Origin of the sequence: Clostridium sp. AF35-15, assembly GCF_003477745.1 — a bacterium.
GTDB lineage: Bacteria > Bacillota > Clostridia > Lachnospirales > Lachnospiraceae > Otoolea > Otoolea fessa.
Window position 1 is genome coordinate 1 of record NZ_QUDY01000006.1, and the last position, 18,895, is coordinate 18,895.

Consider the following 18,895-nt stretch of genomic DNA (forward strand, 5'->3'; position numbering starts at 1 on the left):
TATGGAGAAAGCGGGATATTCAGAAACTGTGTGAACATCAGGCACATCGGAACAGAATTCGTGTGTTCAGGGTCAGTGCCCGGAACACCAGCAGGCTGGCCTGTGACGGAAGCGGAGTGGTAGTAAGAAACCAGGAGAACCATAGCCTATGTACCTTCCGGACCGGAAAACAGTATAACTGCGACCTGTCAGCATCCTATAATATCGGAGCGAGATATTTTATACGGGAACTTTTAAAACCCTTGCCGGAAACGGAAAGGTCTTCACTGGAGGCAAAAGTACCTGCAGTGAAGCGTAGAACCTCCTGTGTTTATGCAGATTTAAGAAAGCTTTATGTGGAAGTAAACAACTTAAAAGCGGCATAAACGCAGGCAGATATACAGCGGACTACCTGTAATGTGGAAACCAGCCGTATCCGGCATGGGAAAAGTGCGTATCCGCACAAATTCTAAGTTACTGGCGTATCCGCCGATATTTAGTCTTGCCGTTTAAAACGGCTGAGAAGCACGTGACTTTAGCCATGTGAGGTTCACTGTGGGATGGTTTAGATTTACGGCATATTTGGTGTCGGCGGTCAAGCGTCGCAGAAAAGATTATTTGCTCCAGCTTTATAAACGCAGCAGTATCGTACTGAAATAGTTGATCTCGCCCCGCTCGTTGTTCAGCACTTTCCGGGCTTTTTGAAATAGAATAGAACCCACCACCTTTACTGAAATTGACAACAGCCGCTCCAAACCGGAGCGGCTGCTATGCAAAGTTTTGACTGTACCAAGTATAACAGATATGGATTTACGGCGAAAGGGCAGGACTGTGCCAATGTAGAGACAATTTTGTGCCACCCATGTTTCTTTGAAACATTATAGCAGTGATTCCACCAGCTGATGGATGTCGGTAAATGGATTGACAGCAATTCCAAACGGTTTGCTGCTGTCATTTTGAAGATGGTATTCCACGGCTTTCCGGATCAGGCTGAGATAATCTGTTTCACCTCCGCTGGTGCGGCTTCCTACCACACGAATATCAATGTTTGTCTGACGGTTGCGGTAGTGTTAAAAATACTTAGGCTCAGTTTGAGAACCCTCCGTTACAATCAGAATGACAGGCTTTATTTTTCTGCGTCGCTGTCCACGCTTTTCAATTTTTCCACGTGCCATTTTACAGCCCTCCCTTGATAAAGGGGATCGCACCATAACGGCCAATCAGATAGCCCTTCTCCACCTTAGCATCCTTGCGGATGGAAAAATCGTAAAGGGAGAACAGATCGGTAGCCGCTGTTTGCTCGTCTTTTTCGGTAAACCAAATCTGATCTCTCCTCAGTACATCCAGGTCAAGAAGATTGGTGTTGTGTGATGTGAAAATCAACTGGGCTCCATTTGGATTGAACTCCACACTGTTAAAAAGCGAGACCAGATGCTTTGTCAGAAGAGGATGCAGATGAGCGTCCATCTCGTCAGCGACAAGAAGGGTTCCTTCATCCAGCACCTTTTTTACAACACCGATCAGTTTGAAATAACTGTTGGTGCCATCAGATTCCTCTGCCATGTTCAGCGGGTAGGAAGAAGTATTTCCCTCTGTATCCTGTACCGTGTGAATGGCCTCAATATTGGTAAAGATATCATTACGCTGAGAAGGAGCGGATTCTGCATCACGCATCTGAAGGGATTGTATGCCAAAATCTGCAACACGCAGCATAGAGGCGATCACATGCCGGTAGTCACCCTCTTTGAGTTGTTCTGCTTCAAGGCCGTAGGCGTCTGCAACAGAATGTTTCGTGATGATCTGGCAGGAAGCAAACCATTCCAGAACTGGAATCACTTTGGAATAGCTCCAGTTTGATGCGACAGACAGATAGAGCTTGTTGGCCGAAGTGCGATCCTTGAGAGTGTTTTGTTCATCGACATCAACGGTAAAGCGAAAATCTTTTGTGTCTTTTCGCTCAAAAATGAGTGCCTGCCTGCCATTGGGATAGTAATACAGATATTCTTCGATAACAGCTTTGTCTGTTACAGAAAATCCATACGCATAGCGGATGCCATTTGTGGTGAAGATGACCTCAAAGCTGCTGGGGCGAGAGGGTGTTTCCCGGTCAAACTTGAAAGGCGAACGATCAATGGTTTTGTGGAGCTGCTGGTTATGCGAAGTCAGCACATAATTTACCATGAACCAAAACGCATTCAAGACATTGGACTTTCCAGAAGCATTGGCGCCGTAAATCACAGCAGACTTCAAATGCTTTTTGTTTCCGTCCACAATCAGGTGCTCTGGATGTTCGTTATCCTTACTGGCAAGCAGGGATAACACGACATTATCTTTGATAGAGAGAAAGTTCTCTACACTAAATTGAATCAGCATAAAACAACCTCATAAATCCTTGTTATAATATATTATATCCGCATTTTTGTGAAAAATCAACGCAAATGAAAAATAAAAATCTGTATAGAGGATTTAATAGAACAGCCGTGTGGAGAGGATATGCGGGGATCTCATCTTTCTTAGGAAGAAGCGGCTCTTTGATTTCTTCCTCGGAATTTCCGTTACTGGGCACGTATGCGTAAACAGTAACAGTACTCAATTTTGGGGATTGCCTATAAGCAGGAGAAAACGGTATAATTGAGGAAGGCAGTTGGGTATAAGGGGTACAAGTGGTGGAGATGAAAAATATTGTGAAGACGGAAAGAGGGGCGGTTGTCTGGGATATGGGATGATGCGGGTGATCGATGCGGTGCATCGCCGTTTACATAAATAGATAGAGGAAATACGATGGAACTGAATTTAAGCGAACCGGGACAGAGCCGGTATCTGAGAGTATATGAATATTACAAAGAATTGATCGTGTCCGGGCAGATGAAGCCGGGAGCGAAGCTGCCGTCGATCCGCAAATGTTCCCTGCAGCTGCAGCTTTCGCGGACGACGGTGGAGACGGCGTATATGCTGCTGGCGGCGGATGGCTATATCATTTCGCGTCCGCAGAGCGGATTTTATGTAACGGATGCGGTGCTGGCGGCTGCAAACCGGGAGGAAATAGAGCACGGTGTGCCGCGTCAGGAGGAACGCCCGGAAATCCGGTATGATTTTGCGTCTTCAAATGTGGATCGGGAGAGCTTCCAGTTTGATTTATGGCGGCGCTATGTCAAGAGCGCCCTGCGCCAGGATGAGCGGCTGCTTTCTTATGGCGAACCGCAGGGAGAGCGGGAATTCCGGGAGGCACTCTGCGCGTATCTGGGGCGCCACCGCAATGTGATCTGTACGCCGGACAGTATCGTAGTAGGGGCGGGTGTGCAGAGTCTCTTGCATATTTTGTGCCCGATGCTGCGGGAGCGGGACAGCGCATGGTTTTTTAATCCGTCGTTCCGGCAGGGACGCCAGATTTTTGAGGATTATGGGTTTCGGACCGGGGATATAAGAGAGTATTGGGAAAATAATGATAGGAGGATTGAGTCCTCAAAAAAGGATTTGTGCGGAATAGAAAAGCCAGATGTATGTGCAAGAGAGATGAAAACAGGGTTATCCGAACAGATGTCAGAGGCGATGAGACATACAGGGAAAAGTGTCTGCTATCTGACCCCATCGCAGATGACAGTCTGGGGCGAGGTCATGCCGGTGGGCGACCGGATGAAGCTTTTAAAGGATGCGGCGCGCGAGGATATGCTGATTATTGAGGACGATTACAACAGTGAGTTCCGCTATTATAACCGCCCGACACCGTCCTTGCAGGGGCTTTCCGGCGGGCGGGGCGTCGTGTATCTGGGGACATTTTCAAGGCTGCTTCTGCCATCGATCCGCATGAGCTACATGGTCCTGCCGCCGGATCTGCTGAAACGGTATCAGGAGCGGGGGCGTTTTTATAACCAGACGGCGTCCAAGGCAGAGCAGATTGCCCTCTGCCAGTTTATCCGGGACGGACATCTGGAAAGCCAGATCCGAAAGTCCAAGAAATTGTACGCGGCAAAGGCAAAGTGTCTGTGTGATGCGGTGCGGCGCATTTTTGGAGAAAAAGCGCGAACGCATCTGGGCGATGCCGGTTTTCTGGTTCTCATGGAGCTTGACAGCCCGCTTACATCGGCGGAAATTGCCTGGCGTGCGGCACAGGCAGGCGTCGCCGTCCGCCCGGTGGAGTCGGTCGGGAGTCTTTTGGAAAAACAGGAGCATCATTTTCAAGAGGGATATCCGAAGCTCCTGTTGTCCTGTGCCTCGATGGGGGCAGAGCGGTATGAGGAGGCGCTGGAGGTGCTGAAAGAGGTAGTGTATAAGAAAGAAAAATAGAAGATAGATATAGAAGTTAAAATGTCCGCATAAACCACAGCCAGTATCCGGAACCATCCGGGCAGTTGTGGGTATGCGGACATTTTATGCGACATTCTTACCCGTTTTTCTCCTCATGCGGCAGCCGGTTCCGGAGCAGCCGCTTTTTTAATTCACTCCAGTGAAATGGAATTAGCGGGTAAATATAACTTTTTCCGGCGATTGTCCGGTTAAAGACAAGGCAGCCGACGGCAATGAGTGTTCCGGCGATGAAGCCCCAGAGATTGAGGAAAAAGGTCAGAATCAGGAGCAGGACGCGCATGAATTTGAGCGCGTAGCCGAGTTCGAAGCTCGTCATCGAGTAGTTGGCGATCGTGACGAACGCCATATAGAGCATCGTCTCGCTGTTGAACCAGCCGGATTTGACCGAGTATTCCCCAAGCACGATACCGGCGATGACACTGAGCGGTGTCGTCAGCATGCTGGGGGTGTTGACTGCCGCGAGCCGCAGACCATCGATGGCAAATTCCAGGATCAGGAGCTGATAGATCAGCGCCACATGGATCTCGTCGGTGACACGGATAAAAGCGAGCCATTCCGGGATCCAGCCGGGATTCTGCATAAAAAGCAGCCACAGCGGTGTCAGAAATAAGGTCAGGAAAAAGATGACCGTCCGCGACAGGCGCAGATAGGTGCCGGTCAGCGGTGGAAAATAGTAGTCGTCGGCTTCCTCGATGATATCGAAAACAGAGGATGGCAGAATCATTGCGGATGGCGAATTGTCCACCAGAATGATGATATTTCCTTCCAGAATCGAGGCAGCGGAGGTATCCGGACGCTCTGAAAAACGAAATTTTGGGAACGGATTGAACCATTTGTGCGGATAAATACATTCGGCAAGGCTTTCCTGATTCATCGAGAGGGCATCGACATGCACTTTTTGAATCCGGGTGCGGATGCGGTTTAAAAGTTCGGTGTCCACCCGGTTTTCCATGTAGCAGATGGCGATATCGGTGTGCGAACTTTCCCCAATATTCATGATTTCCATCCGCAGCTTCGGATCGCGGATGCGCCGCCGGATCAGAGCCGTGTTGAACACAAGCGTTTCGACAAAACCATCGCGCGAGCCGCGCAATACCTTATCCTTTTCAGGCTCGCTGACTCCGCGGGCGGGATAGGTGCGGCAGTCTATCGTGAGTGCCTGTGCATATCCGTCGATCAGAAGAAAAGGAACACCGGAGAGAAGCTGGATAATCAGCGCGTCCGAATCTGTTTCCAGCCCGATTTCGCCGTAGGCGAGGTAGAGGGCGGCAAAATCGTTTGCATTGTCAGGCATCTGGGCGGTTTCAATGCTGCTCATCGCCTGCAGCACTTTTAAAAGCGTATCGTCCTTGGTAAAACCATCAATACAGTAGAGGCAGGCATCGCGCCCGCCGATCATCAGGTTCCGATCTACGACATCAAAACTGATGTCCGGTCGGAGCTTTTTTTGAAAAAAAGTCCGGTTATTTTCAATGGATGAAGAAATCTGCATCGTGTAAATCTCCTATCAGAGAAGCCAATATCAGTGACCGCGAAGGGACTGGAATGGAACAAAATGTTTACAGATGGAGTATGTGCGAAAAGGATAAAAATATACGAAATGAAGCAAACAGAAAAAAAATCTCAAAATATGTTTTTTTAAAAATTCATGGCAAGCGAGGCAATATCAGGGAAAAAGGCGGAAAAAATCGCTGCAAAATGAGACTTAACATGTGCTGAATGGAAAAAGAAATTTGCATGTTAGTTTTAGCAACTAAAAAACCAATGCTTTATTGAGAATAAAATTCAATTAAAAAATAGATAAAAATTCTCATTTTTAAATAGATTTAAATAATTGACAGATTTTATTAGATTAGTTTATACTAACCTCCTCGGTCACCTGAGTTAGGGATGCCTAATCTGGTGCGGAGAGTAAGATATTACAAAAGATTATATGGAGGAATATGTATGAAAGGTAAGGGAAGATCCCGGCAGGCAATTCTGGCGGCGGTGACCGTGTTAGCGGCGGCGCAGGCAGGGACTGCTTATGCTTCAACCGGACCGGCATCGGAGTCCGGAGTACAGACCGGTGCCTGGATTCAGGAAGGACAGGACTGGAAATATCAGGGAACGGACGGAATGCTTAAGACTGGATGGGTCAAGACCGAGAGCGGCTGGTATTATCTGGATCCGCAGACCGGACGGATGATGACTGGATGGATCACAGTCGATGGACAGCGGTACTATATGAACACAACTGCCGATGGCGTGGAAGGACAGATGCGCCGCGGCTGGTGGAAGGACAATGCAGGAAAATGGTATTTCTTCAGCACTGCATCCGATGGAACGGAAGGTATGACCGTGACAGGATGGCAGTGGATTGATGGAAAATGCTATTATTTTGATAACTTGAGTGCAGAAAACTTTGGTCAGATGCACACCGAAGGCCGGACGCCGGACGGCTACAGCGTCAATGCGGATGGACAGTGGGTCAATGAAAATGGAGAGGTCCAGACCCGTGCGGATAGAGGTTACGCGAGCAGCCCGGCAGCAGACGGCAACGGAAGCAGCGTATCAGGAGGCGGTTCGGGAAATTCCGGCAGTTCCGGCGGCAGCCATTCGGGGGGCTCTGGAAGCAACAGTAATTCTGGAAATAACAGTAATTCTGGAAATAACGGTAATTCCGGGAATGACGGAAACCAGAATGGCGGAAATACAGGAGATAACGGAAACACTGAAAATCCAGACAAGCCGCAGATGGTTTCGCTGGTAGATGAGACGAAGACAAAGCTTACCGAAGTAAATTCCCTGGGCTGGTGGCTTCCGATCGCATTTGATGAGGGATACAATGCAGGCAATACGGTCGTTAAGGTCGATGGAAAAGATGTAACCAATCTTTTAACTCCGATCACAGATGACGGACGTATGGCAAAACTGGCGCTTCTTGGCACACCGGGCAAAGTAACCGTCAGCAGCAAAGAAGATGCGGCAAAGGAAGAGACGGTGGTTCTGAGCAATGAGAGCCAGGAAGATGCTGTATATGAGGAAAACGACGGCTATCTGCCTGAGAAGATTCTGACGCATGAGTCAGTTGCTTACTGGGACTATTATCTGACCAATTACGATGAAAACGGAAATGCCCGCATTTCTCCGAAAAAGACTACGTATAACTTGAATGAGGAGAAGCAGACTCATCCGAGCTATTCGCCGGATGCGGTTCTTCCAAAAAATGGAAAAGCAGCCGTTACCATTTTGTTTAACTATAATACAGACGAGGAAAAAGAGTGGTTTGACGGCATCCGCAAACTGGAGCTGGTTGAATACGATGAGCAGAAGGACACAATCAATTCAAGCCTCGTATTTGACAGTGAAAAGAATGTGGCGCACGGACAGGGACGCGTTGGACAGCTGACTATCCAGACAGGACAGAGCAATTTCTACAATAATGGACGTTATTATGTGCGGGTTGTATCGTCGGCAGGCGGTTCCGCGCTCGTCCCGATTCATGTCGTCAATGAGACAGTACCGACGCTGGAGCTTAAGGAAACACCGCAGTCCGGCAAGAATCTTCATTTTGCAGTCAGCGATCTGGTATACGCAATTGAGACACCGATCGAGCGTGTGACCCTGGAAGATCCGAACGGAACAGTAAGCGACCTTAAGATGCTCGATGACTGGTATCTCTACAGCCAGGATTTATTTGTTCTGTACAATGATAATACAGACCATCTGCCATACAAGGGCAATTACAAGATCACTGTATATGCAAATGGTTTCCGGTCATTCTCCAAGAGCTTCAAGGTGAAAACGGGCGCAGAGCCGGTAAAAGAGAAGGAACAGACCAATGGTCAGAAAATGGCGGCATACGGATTCGACGGTATCAGCACCGCATCGACTGGTTCCAGCGGAAGTGGAAGCTCCAGCGGCAGCAGCTCAGGAAGCTCTGCAATTTCTGCAAACCTGATTTTTGATTCAGATCTGCTTGTAAATGCACATCTCCTAGAACAGATCAAGATGGAAAATGATGCTTCTAAGGCCGTCATGAAATGGTGGGACAATGCGATTCCGGATGCAGTCTTTGATACTGGAGATGATGAGTTCTTCAGATGGACAGACTACGTAAATAAGAGCGAGAATCAGAAATACGAAGAGAACAGAATGCTTCCATTTGCAGATTACCGTGAAAATGGAGCATTGGATCCGAACCATCCGGCAACGGCAAAAGAGGTTCTCGAAGATGGTCTGCTCGGCGATATCCAGTACAATGGAAACTTCTCCCGTCAGGATGCACCGGCGATTACAGTTGTACAGAACAAAGAGGGCGAGCCGGTAGTCCTGCAGACAGAGGATACAGAGTATATCGAGGCGGTTCAGAGTATCGTTGTCAACGGAAACTGGCAGGCACTCAGCAAGACCAAATATTTCATCGATAAAGAAGCGAGCACCATTACCATTGATGCGGATGTATTCAAGGCTGGTGAGGAGTATAAGCTGACTGTCGATGCAACGGGATATAAGAGCCAGAGTATCGCATTTACATACGATAAGGTGCTGGAAAACGATTTATCGCTGACCGTTGATTATGCGGAAGATAAAGAGGCGTTTGCAGCTGAGAAAAAAGAAGATTCTAATAAGACTTACTATTTTGCAAATGCTGAATTTACCGTTAATGGCAGCAAGGGAGATTTCCTGAAGAACCTGAAATCTGTTACCCTGCTTTCTGACGAGGAAGATGCGGTTGAGAGAAATATCTACACGAAAGGCGTGTCCAGCAGCAACGATGTTTACTATGAAGTATCCGGGGATGGCAAGAAGCTGATTCTCCATCAGGTTCAGCCGGGAACTTATAAACTGACACTTCATTCGAATTACTACACAGAGACCCTGAGATGTGAATTTGTGGTGGAGAAGGAAAAGGAAGAGATTAAAGAAGAGATGCCAGCTCCAGAAGTGGTGAAGTTCAGCAAACATAAAGCCAGCTGGTCATTTGATCCGGATTTTGGCCGTGCTTCTTTTAAGAATTCAACAAAAACAAGTGTAAAAGATTATTTGACTAAGATTACGTCTGTGAAGGTTGGAAAAACAGAGTATACGAAAGCTTCTTACAGCCTTAGTTCGTATAAGCCTACATGGAAGATGTCGGATGCAGATGATCCAGATAACAATGTACAGAATTTTGATTGCATCGATTTCACCTTAGACGGTTTCAGCACCGAAGAAAGCACCGATGTAACGATCCAGGCAGAAGGATATGAAGAGCTTACATTTACAGTTACAAAGGATATGAAGTTAGCGGGTGACGAAGAGAAACTGCTTCCGGCACCGGAACTGACAGGCAGCACTACGGTTGATACGGGAGATCCGCTGGTTCTGACTGGTGATGAAGAGTATCTGAAAGCAATTAAGTCTGTAAAAGTAACTGGCAATGATGAGGAGGAAGATGCTGCACTTGAATTTAAAGTAAATGGTACAACATTGACAATTCAGACTGGCACACTGGATAGTGGATTGAATGAGGTTGTGATCGAAGCCAAAGGTTACGATAATCAGTCGATCACGGTTACAGTTGAGAGCCAGAAAGCAGATACAGAAATTGAGGTTTCCAGTGTTGTAAAAGAGCGTAGTTGGACAGGAGATTATTATTTACTGATTCGCTTCAATGGAGTTGAGGGAGAAAAGTTAAAAACCTTCTTAAAGGAGATTGATTCGGTTGCGGTAAATGGAACAGAGTATAGCAAGGCATCCGTTTCCTCGCTCCTTAGAAGTGGTGAGTTTGCACCGCATGCAACGGATACATCTTATAGCAATGATAATTATGATTGTTTAAAGGTTTCAGCGTCCGGATTGAGTGAAGAAGAGGATAATGAAATTCTTATCTACACTAAGAATAACGGAATGATTAAGTGCAAACTTGATAAAAAATGGAAATTAATCAAGGAATCCAAAACGCTTCTTGCCGACGAAGTCCTCCCAAGCGAGATCGTCACCACCCCAACCGAGGGAGTAACCACACCGGAGCAAACACCGGAAGAGCCGAAGACGAATGACGAAAACAAGGCAGATGTACCGGATGGCGATAAGAAGAACGAGACAGACGATGCGAACAAGGCCCCGGAAGTAGACGAGGACAAGAAAGAGGATTCGGACGCGTCCAAGGATACTTCGGATGAGAAGAAAGACGAAACTTCAGATAAAGGCGATGCTGACAAGGATGATTCGAAAGATGAGTCCGGTGAAACTGGTGACGATTCCAAGGATAATGATTCCAAGAAGGATGAGACCGGTAACGTAAAAGATGATACTTCTGATAAGGAAGAATCTGACGGCGGTAAAGGTGATGCTTCTGAGAAAGAAGAGTCTGTTTCCGAAGAAGAGTAGTTGTATTTAAAGGAGTAAAAATTGAAACAGAAGTGGTGGATTTTATTAACCCTGCTGCTGTGTGGCTGCGGTGCTTCATCGCAGCCGGATCAAACGGGGACGGTCCAGAATGACCGTCCTCGTTTATCTGCGTCTACGGAAGAGACGGCAGAAAATGTGGCAGCAGTAGAAAAAAACGAAAATTTAGAGAAAAATCCCTCAAATTCGAACCAGAATCCGGGAGAAGGGCAGAATTGGACAGTGTTTGCGATGGATACTGTGATGCAGTTTGACGCCTACGGCGGAAGTGCAAATTTGCAGGAAAAAGTGAAACGGCGGGTGGAAGAGCTGGAAGGGGAGCTTTCGACAACGCAGGAAAACAGCGATATTTTTCATCTGAACCAGGAGAAAACAACGGAACTTTCAGCGGATACGCGTTATCTGATGCAGGAGGCGCTGGCACTGGGAGCGGAAACAGATGGTGCGCTCGATATTTCGATTTACCCGGTTGTGCAAAGCTGGGGATTTACAACGGGAAATTACCGGGTCCCCAGTGAGAGCGAGCGGGAAAGCCTGCTTAAATCGGTCGATTATCGTCTGGTCGGTTTAGAAGCAGATACGGCGTCGATCGAGCCGGGAATGATGGTGGATCTAGGCGGCGTCGGAAAGGGATTTACCGGGGATGAGGTGGTAAAGGCTATGAAGGAGGACGGCGTGACAAGCGCGTTGTTCAGTCTTGGAGGTAATATCCAGACGATCGGAACGAAACCGGATGGCGAGAAATGGTATGTCGGTATCAAGGATCCGGAGAGCGACGGCTATCTGGGCGGAGTCAGGGTGCAGGATGAGGCGGTCATTACCTCCGGCGGCTATGAACGCTATTTTACGGACGATGACGGAACGATTTACTGGCATATCATGGATCCGTCCACTGGGGCGCCGGCGCATAGCGGGCTGATTTCTGTGACAATCATCGGACCGTGCGGGCTGCGCTGCGATGGGCTTTCGACCGCCCTGTTTGTCATGGGACGGGAAAAGGCAGCGGCACATTGGGCGGCGCATCAGGACTATGAGGCAGTCCTAGTTGACGAGAGCGGCACGATCTGGCTGACACCGGGCTTAAAAGACCGATTTATTCCGGTGGATCAGGGGGAGACGCGGGAGATTCGGATATTGTGATTCTGGAACAGATCTAGTATAATGAGCAGAGAAAAGTGCATGCGAGTCAGATTTACAATTTATAACGAAGAGGTCGAAAATACCGTGAATGATAGATTGAAAAAGAAGCTTCTTTGCTTTGAGCGCGCTCTCTCCACATTGGAAGGATACGAGGGATGGATGATAGGCACAACTACACTTCATCTGGACTGGCAGCCCAAACAGGGGGAGAATGAGTTTTGCTATACCAAATTAACTCCAGAAATCATCAAAAAAGGCCGCTCGGCAATCCGGGTCCGCATAGCGGCAGCGGAGGAGGAAAAGGAACGGGAAAATGAGGAGATGGAAGTGCTGCTGGTAAAACCGCGCCAGAGCGTCCTTGTCCCGGAAAAAGAGAAAATGCCGCTCATGAAAGCAATTACGGAACTGGGCAGTGAGGATGATGATACGCTGGTATTTAGCCGCAGCCAGATGGAAGAATATCTCCGGGAGGCGGCAGATACCAATCCGATCCATCAGGGAGAAGCGGCAGTTCTGCCGGGGTTTCTTGTTATGAATGCCTGTCTGCTTCGTCTGTGGAAGAAGGGCTGGATGAAGGGACAGACTGCTCTGGAAGTACGTTTTCTTGCCCCACTTCGTCCTGATGAGGAGGTATATCTGTCGGATTCGGGGCAGGAGGGAAGAAACGCGGTGTATCTGAGAGCGAAGCAAGAGGGAAAGGAAATTCTTTCGATTACAGAAAAATAGGGATGCCGATGATAAAGTGGGTGCAGAGGAGCTATGGATGCATATGTAAACCATCTGCAAAAACAAGGTTGACAATCCTCTGAAATTCCGATATACTCTTTTCTAGCAAAGATTCTCTGTGTGTGATTCATAGGAAAATGCATTACACGGCTTAGAATTTTATCACTGAGGAGGTATATATAATGAGTTCAGAGACAAGTGCAGTGAACGTACACGGCGCATGGAGCGCGAAGCGGCTTACACTTTTGGCGATGATGCTGGCTCTTATCAGTGTGTCTTCGTATATTGCGATTCCGCTTCCGTTTTCGGATGCAAAGATCACAGCGCAGACGATGATTGTCAACCTGATCGGTCTGCTGATTGCACCACAGGATACCATTTTAGTTATGGCGAGCTGGCTGCTGTTAGGCTTATGCGGTGTGCCGGTATTCAGCGGCGGAAGCGCAGGACCGGGAAAACTGCTTGGACCGAGCGGCGGTTACTATATCGGATTTCTGGTTGTAGCGTTCCTGATTTCCCTGTTTTGCCGGAAATGGAAAAATGTTGCATTCCAGACAGCGTTCCTGATTGTAGTTGGTATTCCGGTGATTTACGCATTCGGTGCAGGCTGGATGAAACACGTGACCGGACAGCCGTGGGGTGCAGTTATCGTGCAGTCGATAATTCCGTTTATTCCGCTGGATATCGTTAAGTGTGTGGCAGCGGTAGCACTTGGAAAGGCGCTGAAGCGGACGGGTTTATTTGGAAATTAGATAGAAAATAAAGATGGGATGTGGTAGTGAACAGAATCAGCCTTTTAGTGCAGAAATGCAGCCAGGAGGCATGAGGAGTCCGTTGCCGCATCCCTTTAATTTTAATTATGAATAGAAGAAAAACAGGAGAAAAGTATGAATCACGTATATATTCTGGGCGGTTTGCGCAGTTACATCGGGGTGAAAGATGGAATGTACCGTCATATCCCGGCGGAAAAGCTAGGGGCGGAGGTGCTGCGGGAGGTGGTTTCGCGATTTGAGCTTCCAACCGATGCGATCGACTATATAATAGGAGGAAATGCGGTCGGGGGAGGCGGCAATATCACGCGTCTGGCGGCACTTTCGGCAGGGTTTCCAGAGCGGATTCCGGCAGTTACTTTGGATCTGCAGTGCGGGTCGGCGCTGGAGGCGATCAGCGCGGCAGCAGCCAAGATTGAGAGCGGGATGGCGGATCTGGTCATTGCCGGGGGAATGGAGAGTTCTTCGGTACAGCCGTACCGCATGATGTCCCCGAACCATCCGGAATATGACGGTGGAAAGGTGTATACGGTTGCACAGTTTGTGCCGGGAAAGCGCGGCGAGCAGGTTATGTTAGAGGGCGCGGAGGAGACTGCGATCCGGGAAAATGTCTCTAAGGAAGAGATGGACACCTGGGTGCTCCGGAGCCATAAGAGGGCGGCGCAGGCGCGCAAAGAGGGAATATTGGAGGATATAACGGTTTCCATCGACGGCAGCAGCCGGGATGAGGGAATCCGTCCGACAATGAGCCAGCGTCTGATCGACCGCCTGCCGTATCTGCTTCCAAATGGCACGAAAATCACGGCGGCAAATGCGTGCCTGATGCACGATGGCGCGGCATTTGTGGTACTTTGTTCGGAAAGGTTTTTGCGGGAACAGGGACGGAAAGCAGAATGCCGTTTCCGGTTTGGTACAGCGATAGGGGATGATCCGATGATGAGCCCAAAATCAGCCGTCAGCGCTGCTAAGGCGATACTTGCAAAAACGGGGCATTCTTATCAGGAGATCGATGCTTTTGAGGTCAATGAAGCGTTTGCCGTTATTGATGTTCTATTTGAACGTGCATTTCCGGGGATTGAAGACCGTTATAATATCTGGGGTGGGGCACTTGCCTATGGGCATCCATATGGAGTCTCCGGCGCAATGATTCTGCTGCATCTGATGAAAGCACTGGAACATAAAAATGGGCATTTGGGAATGTGCTGCGTGGCAGCCGCCGGAGGGATCGGAAGCAGTATTCTGGTGGAGAAAGTAATGAAGTAGATGAAGACAGTGCTTGAATGATATAAAAAGTAAATGTGGTAAATTTAAAAGCTCAAATTGGTAAAAAGTTCTATATAAAAATAAGTAAAAGACAGGAATTAATCATGAAAGAAATACAGACACAACGTATAAATACATATCTGGATGCGCTCCGGGCATACCCGCCAGAGTGGGAAGCCCTGATCACGGAGAAAGAGCGCTATACGTTCGGGGAGCTCATCGAGGCGGCAGAACGCGTAAGGAAACATCCGAAAGAGATAGAAGAAAAACAGGGAAAACGTCACATCCACTGGATCCAGGAACCGACGATCGCGCATCAGCTTATTCAGTTTCTGGCATATGGAGACGGAAATACGGTTCCGGTGATTGCACCGTCCGATGTAAAAATTTCCGATGAATTGCGTGACGTGACACCTCCGGAAGGGGCATATATGGGTGTGATGACGTCGGGAACCTCCGGTCGTCAGAAAGTATTGTTCCGCTCCTTTGAAAGCTGGCACGATTTTTTTAAGCTTCAGAATAAAATTTTCAAAATGGGAGAGGGAAGCATTACGTTTATGCAGGGGAGCCTGGCGTTTACGGGCAACCTGAACCTTTATATGGCGCAGCTTGCGTCCGGCGGAAGCGTCGTTGCGGCGGATTCCTTTGATCCGCGCCTCTGGAAGCGGATGATCGAGGCAGAACAGGCGACCTGCGTCTATCTGATTCCTGTCAAGCTGCGGGCGCTGCGGCGTATCTATGAGCGGGAACAGGCGGTCAATTACCGGATTATTTCTTTTGTCAGCGGCTCCCAGAGTATGGGCGGTGCGGAGGCAGTGCAGTTTAAAAAGGCATTTCCCGAAGCGGAGATTACATTGTATTATGGCGCCAGCGAGCTGAACTATATTACCTATATCCGTGGAAGTGAGATGAAAGAAGATACGACGCTGGTTGGCCGTGCATTTCCAGAGGTGGATGTCTGGATTGAAAACGACCATTTCCATGTAAAAACGCGGTATGGAATTCTTGGAATTGGAAATGACGCGGTGATTGGGGACTGCGGTCACACAGATGCAGAGGGACTCTTCTATTTTGATGGGAGGGATGATGATATCTGCAACATAAATGGGAGAAAAGTGTCATCCCTCCGGATCGAAGAGGCGGTGCGGACATTTCCGGGAGTGGCAGAGACGGCAGTGAAGGCAGTCCATGAGCATGGGCGCGATTATCTGAAAGTGTGGATTGTGTGGGAGAAAGAAGCTGAAAGGGAAGAAATTGCCGGAAGTGACAGCGGAAAAAGTGGGTGTATCAATATGGCAATTCGGGAATTTTTGGCAGAAAGACTGGCAGATTATGAGATTCCACGCGAATTTGTATTTCTAAAGGAGTTTCCAAAGACTGAAAGCGGAAAGATTCGTAAAAAAGAACTGTGAAAATTGCTTTTTCTTGTCAAAAAAGAAAATGACTTATTGTGCAAAATGACAAAAGAAAGACATAGGGGCAGCTTATGGAGATGCACTGATGGCAGCGATTGGAGTCGGATTCTACCAAGGTTTTCAGATTTGCGCCAAGTAATCCAAAAGAAATGTATTTATAAGCCGGATTTAGGACAATAAGCGGGAATCCTCGGCAATTCAATTACCGAGATGAAAGCGCAGGAGTGTGCATATCTGCACAATGCAAATAGTATAATAATTCTCATCCTTTGAAAAGGCTTTTTGACTGTAATCATTGATATTACAATTGAAAAGCTTTTTCATTTATAGGTTCCCGATAATGTGTAAAAATGAAATTCAATCAACTGGGCAGAATATATGTTCGAAATTCCGCACTTTCCTTGCAATGAAAACTGTGCTATGGTATACTGAAAAGAAGATTTGGAGGCATTTTGAAGCGTTCTTTTTTTAGTTTGAACCAGATCTTGAACCAGAGAGAAAAGGAAGGAATTTACCGTGATTTCGTATGTAAAAGGCATCCTGGCGGAGAAAGCAAAGGACCGTATCGTGGTCGAGTCCGGCATGATGGGGATCGGGATTTTTGTCCCGATGTCGGTGCTGGAAGTTTTACCGCCGCTCGGGGAAGAGGTAAAGATATATACGCACCTGCAGGTGCGGGAGGATGATATGAGCCTGTACGGCTTTTTAAGCCGTTCGGATCTGGAGATGTTCCGCCAGCTTCTGGGGGTCAACGGCATTGGTCCGAAGGGGGCACTTGGCATCTTGTCGGCGCTGCGTCCGGAGGATCTGCGTCTTGCGGTTATGACTGGGGATGCGAAGGCGATCTCCCGTGCACCGGGCGTTGGGGCAAAGACGGCACAGCGGATCATTCTCGATTTGAAGGATAAAGTACAGGCAGAGGATCTGCTGACACCGCTGTTAGATGGCAGTGCGGCGGTTTCGCCGGCTGCGGGGAACGGGCTTTCAGGCAATGCGGTGAAGGAAGCCGTGGAGGCGCTGGTGGCGCTGGGATATACGAATGCCGAGGCGGTGAAGGCGGTCAAGAGCGCCAATGTGACGGAAGAGATGGATTCCGAGGCGGTATTGAAGGCATCACTGAAATATCTGGCGTTTTTGTAAAACAACCTATGTGTCGGACATTCGAAATTGCAGGATCATAAAAAATAGTGGTGCTTGTGCGTCAGATGAAAATTTGGAATGTGTGGCAGATATGAGAAAATGGAACTGTCATGGCTTAATTGAATGAGAGAGAAAAACAGGAAAGACAGGAAACAAGTATGAGCAGAAGGACGATTACAACCGAGGTGACGGAGGAGGATAAGCGGATTGAGGGAAGTCTCCGCCCGCAGACCTTAGACGAATATATCGGTCAGGAGCGGATCAAATCGACGTTAAAGGTATTTATCCATGCGGCGAAATCCCGCGGCGAGGCGCTTGACCATGTTCTTTTCTATGGACCGCCGGGATTGGGAAAGACGACACTTAGCGGCATTATCGCCAATGAGATGGGAACCCGTATGAAGGTTACTTCCGGTCCGGCAATCGAGAAACCAGGGGAGATTGCGGCGATTCTCAACGGGCTCCAGGAGGGAGACGTCCTCTTTGTGGATGAGATTCACCGCTTAAACCGCCAGGTGGAAGAGGTGCTTTATCCGGCGATGGAGGACTATGCGATCGATATCATGTTGGGAAAAGATTCGACGGCGCGCTCGATTCGTCTGGATCTGCCGAAATTTACGCTGGTAGGCGCGACGACACGCGCGGGGCTTCTGACGGCGCCGCTGCGCGACCGCTTCGGCATCGTGCAGAAGATGGATTTTTATACGCCTGAAGAGCTGCAGACGATTGTCCTGCGGACGGCGGGAGTTCTGAATGTGGAGATTGATAAGACGGGGGCCTATGAGATTGCGAGACGTTCGAGAGGAACGCCGCGTCTGGCAAACCGCCTGTTAAAACGTGTGAGGGACTTTGCACAGGTCAAGTACAACGGCGTGATTACGAAAGAAGTCGCGGATTTTGCACTGGATATCCTTGATGTGGACAAGCTGGGACTTGACAACAACGACCGTGCGATCTTACATATGATTATCGACAAGTTTTCCGGCGGTCCGGTCGGACTGGAGACGCTGGCGGCAGCGCTGGGCGAGGATGCTGGGACACTGGAAGATGTGTATGAACCGTATCTTCTGATGAACGGTCTGCTCAACCGGACTCCGCGTGGGCGGATGGCGACCGAAGCAGCGTATCGGCATCTCGGGTATGCCTGGAATCAAGCAAAAAACGGTATTTCTGAGATTTGATATTTGATTGATTTGAAGGTGGTATTTCTGTGTGGGTGACGTGACAACGTCGAACCATATTTATTAATAGATAGAAAGAAGAGAATGCGATGGCAAAACAGTATATAGATGTATTAATTGATGGAAAAGTGTATAGCCTGGGCGGCAGTGAGACGGAAGGATATGTACAGCAGATTGCCACGTATCTGAATGGGAAGATTTTCCAGCTCAAGGCGCAGCCGGGATTTTTGAAAATGCCGGAAGACTACCAGAGTATTATGACTTATCTGAATCTGGCGGATGATTATTTTAAAGAAAAAGAGAGTGCGAAGGCACTTGCATCCGACAAAGAGAGCATGGAAAAAGAGACATACCGTCTGAAACATGAGATGGTCAGCACCCAGATGAAACTCGAGAGTCTCCGCAATGAGCGCACCGTCAGCGAGGAAGAACTGGAGACAGCAAAGAAGGCGGCAAAAGAGGCAGCTGAGCAGGCGGAAGCTGCTAAAAATGAGGTACAGGCGCAGATCGAGCGTGTGAAAAAAGAAGCGCAGGAGCAGATCGAGGCTGTGAAGAAAACAGCACAGGAACAGGTTGAGTCTGCAAGAAAAGAAGCGCAGGG

Annotated in this window: 14 protein-coding genes; 11 read left to right on the forward strand and 3 right to left on the reverse strand. The window is 48.4% G+C overall.

Annotated features, from left to right (window positions below; genetic code table 11):
• Window positions 1-365 (forward strand): transposase (locus tag DWZ76_RS15130; protein ID WP_243017800.1); only part of this gene is annotated, 365 nt, incomplete at its 5' end.
• Between the two features lie 684 nt (window positions 366-1,049).
• Here the strand turns inward: DWZ76_RS15130 and DWZ76_RS15295 are convergent.
• The gene (locus DWZ76_RS15295; protein ID WP_243017801.1) at window positions 1,050-1,154 is read right to left on the reverse strand and encodes an RloB family protein; all 105 of its coding nucleotides are present in this window, start codon (window positions 1,152-1,154) and stop codon (window positions 1,050-1,052) included.
• Window position 1,155: 1 nt separating this feature from the next.
• Window positions 1,156-2,352 (reverse strand): ATP-binding protein, encoded by a 1,197-nt coding sequence (locus DWZ76_RS08365; RefSeq protein WP_118472415.1) that lies wholly within the window; start codon window positions 2,350-2,352, stop codon window positions 1,156-1,158.
• A gap of 408 nt (window positions 2,353-2,760) precedes the next feature.
• On the opposite strand from DWZ76_RS08365, the gene DWZ76_RS08370 reads away from it, so the two are divergent.
• Window positions 2,761-4,263 carry a PLP-dependent aminotransferase family protein gene (locus tag DWZ76_RS08370; protein WP_118472416.1) on the forward strand — a complete coding sequence of 501 codons (1,503 nt, stop codon included), beginning with the start codon at window positions 2,761-2,763 and terminating at the stop codon, window positions 4,261-4,263.
• A 97-nt stretch (window positions 4,264-4,360) separates the two neighbouring features.
• Here DWZ76_RS08370 and DWZ76_RS08375 read toward each other — a convergent pair whose 3' ends face one another.
• Window positions 4,361-5,776 carry a spore germination protein gene (locus DWZ76_RS08375; RefSeq protein ID WP_022360194.1) on the reverse strand — a complete coding sequence of 472 codons (1,416 nt, stop codon included), beginning with the start codon at window positions 5,774-5,776 and terminating at the stop codon, window positions 4,361-4,363.
• Between the two features lie 455 nt (window positions 5,777-6,231).
• Between DWZ76_RS08375 and DWZ76_RS08385 the strand changes: the two genes are divergently transcribed.
• The 9 genes from DWZ76_RS08385 to DWZ76_RS08425 form a co-directional block, all read left to right on the forward strand.
• The gene (locus tag DWZ76_RS08385; RefSeq protein WP_147353131.1) at window positions 6,232-10,641 is read left to right on the forward strand and encodes a hemoblobin-interacting domain-containing protein; all 4,410 of its coding nucleotides are present in this window, start codon (window positions 6,232-6,234) and stop codon (window positions 10,639-10,641) included.
• Window positions 10,642-10,662: 21 nt separating this feature from the next.
• A complete protein-coding gene (locus DWZ76_RS08390; protein WP_243017802.1) occupies window positions 10,663-11,799 on the forward strand; it encodes an FAD:protein FMN transferase in 1,137 nt (378 codons plus the stop codon).
• Between the two features lie 84 nt (window positions 11,800-11,883).
• On the forward strand, window positions 11,884-12,525 hold the full coding sequence (locus DWZ76_RS08395; RefSeq protein WP_147353132.1) for a hypothetical protein: 642 nt from the start codon (window positions 11,884-11,886) through the stop codon (window positions 12,523-12,525).
• A 182-nt stretch (window positions 12,526-12,707) separates the two neighbouring features.
• Window positions 12,708-13,277: a biotin transporter BioY gene (locus DWZ76_RS08400; RefSeq protein WP_022360190.1), complete on the forward strand. Its 570-nt coding sequence runs from the start codon at window positions 12,708-12,710 to the stop codon at window positions 13,275-13,277.
• A 135-nt stretch (window positions 13,278-13,412) separates the two neighbouring features.
• A complete protein-coding gene (locus DWZ76_RS08405; protein WP_107001661.1) occupies window positions 13,413-14,558 on the forward strand; it encodes an acetyl-CoA C-acyltransferase in 1,146 nt (381 codons plus the stop codon).
• Between the two features lie 104 nt (window positions 14,559-14,662).
• A complete protein-coding gene (locus DWZ76_RS08410) occupies window positions 14,663-15,970 on the forward strand; it encodes an AMP-binding protein (protein ID WP_118472419.1) in 1,308 nt (435 codons plus the stop codon).
• A 519-nt stretch (window positions 15,971-16,489) separates the two neighbouring features.
• Window positions 16,490-17,113: a Holliday junction branch migration protein RuvA gene (ruvA, locus tag DWZ76_RS08415; RefSeq protein WP_022360178.1), complete on the forward strand. Its 624-nt coding sequence runs from the start codon at window positions 16,490-16,492 to the stop codon at window positions 17,111-17,113.
• A 158-nt stretch (window positions 17,114-17,271) separates the two neighbouring features.
• Window positions 17,272-18,294, forward strand: a complete 1,023-nt coding sequence (gene ruvB / locus DWZ76_RS08420; RefSeq protein ID WP_107001650.1) for a Holliday junction branch migration DNA helicase RuvB — start codon at window positions 17,272-17,274, stop codon at window positions 18,292-18,294.
• 89 nt (window positions 18,295-18,383) lie between these two features.
• The coding region (locus DWZ76_RS08425) for a cell division protein ZapA (protein WP_147353134.1) at window positions 18,384-18,895 on the forward strand (512 nt) is incomplete at its 3' end.

Coding starts and splice junctions, on each gene's coding strand:
- DWZ76_RS08365 (WP_118472415.1), bottom strand. CDS start 2,352: ATGCTGATTCAATTTAGTGTAGAGAACTTTCTCTCTATCAAAGATAAT.
- DWZ76_RS08370 (WP_118472416.1), top strand. CDS start 2,761: ATGGAACTGAATTTAAGCGAACCGGGACAGAGCCGGTATCTGAGAGTA.
- DWZ76_RS08410 (WP_118472419.1), top strand. CDS start 14,663: ATGAAAGAAATACAGACACAACGTATAAATACATATCTGGATGCGCTC.
- DWZ76_RS08400 (WP_022360190.1), top strand. CDS start 12,708: ATGAGTTCAGAGACAAGTGCAGTGAACGTACACGGCGCATGGAGCGCG.
- DWZ76_RS08385 (WP_147353131.1), top strand. CDS start 6,232: ATGAAAGGTAAGGGAAGATCCCGGCAGGCAATTCTGGCGGCGGTGACC.
- ruvB (WP_107001650.1), top strand. CDS start 17,272: ATGAGCAGAAGGACGATTACAACCGAGGTGACGGAGGAGGATAAGCGG.
- DWZ76_RS08405 (WP_107001661.1), top strand. CDS start 13,413: ATGAATCACGTATATATTCTGGGCGGTTTGCGCAGTTACATCGGGGTG.
- DWZ76_RS15295 (WP_243017801.1), bottom strand. CDS start 1,154: ATGGCACGTGGAAAAATTGAAAAGCGTGGACAGCGACGCAGAAAAATA.
- DWZ76_RS08375 (WP_022360194.1), bottom strand. CDS start 5,776: ATGCAGATTTCTTCATCCATTGAAAATAACCGGACTTTTTTTCAAAAA.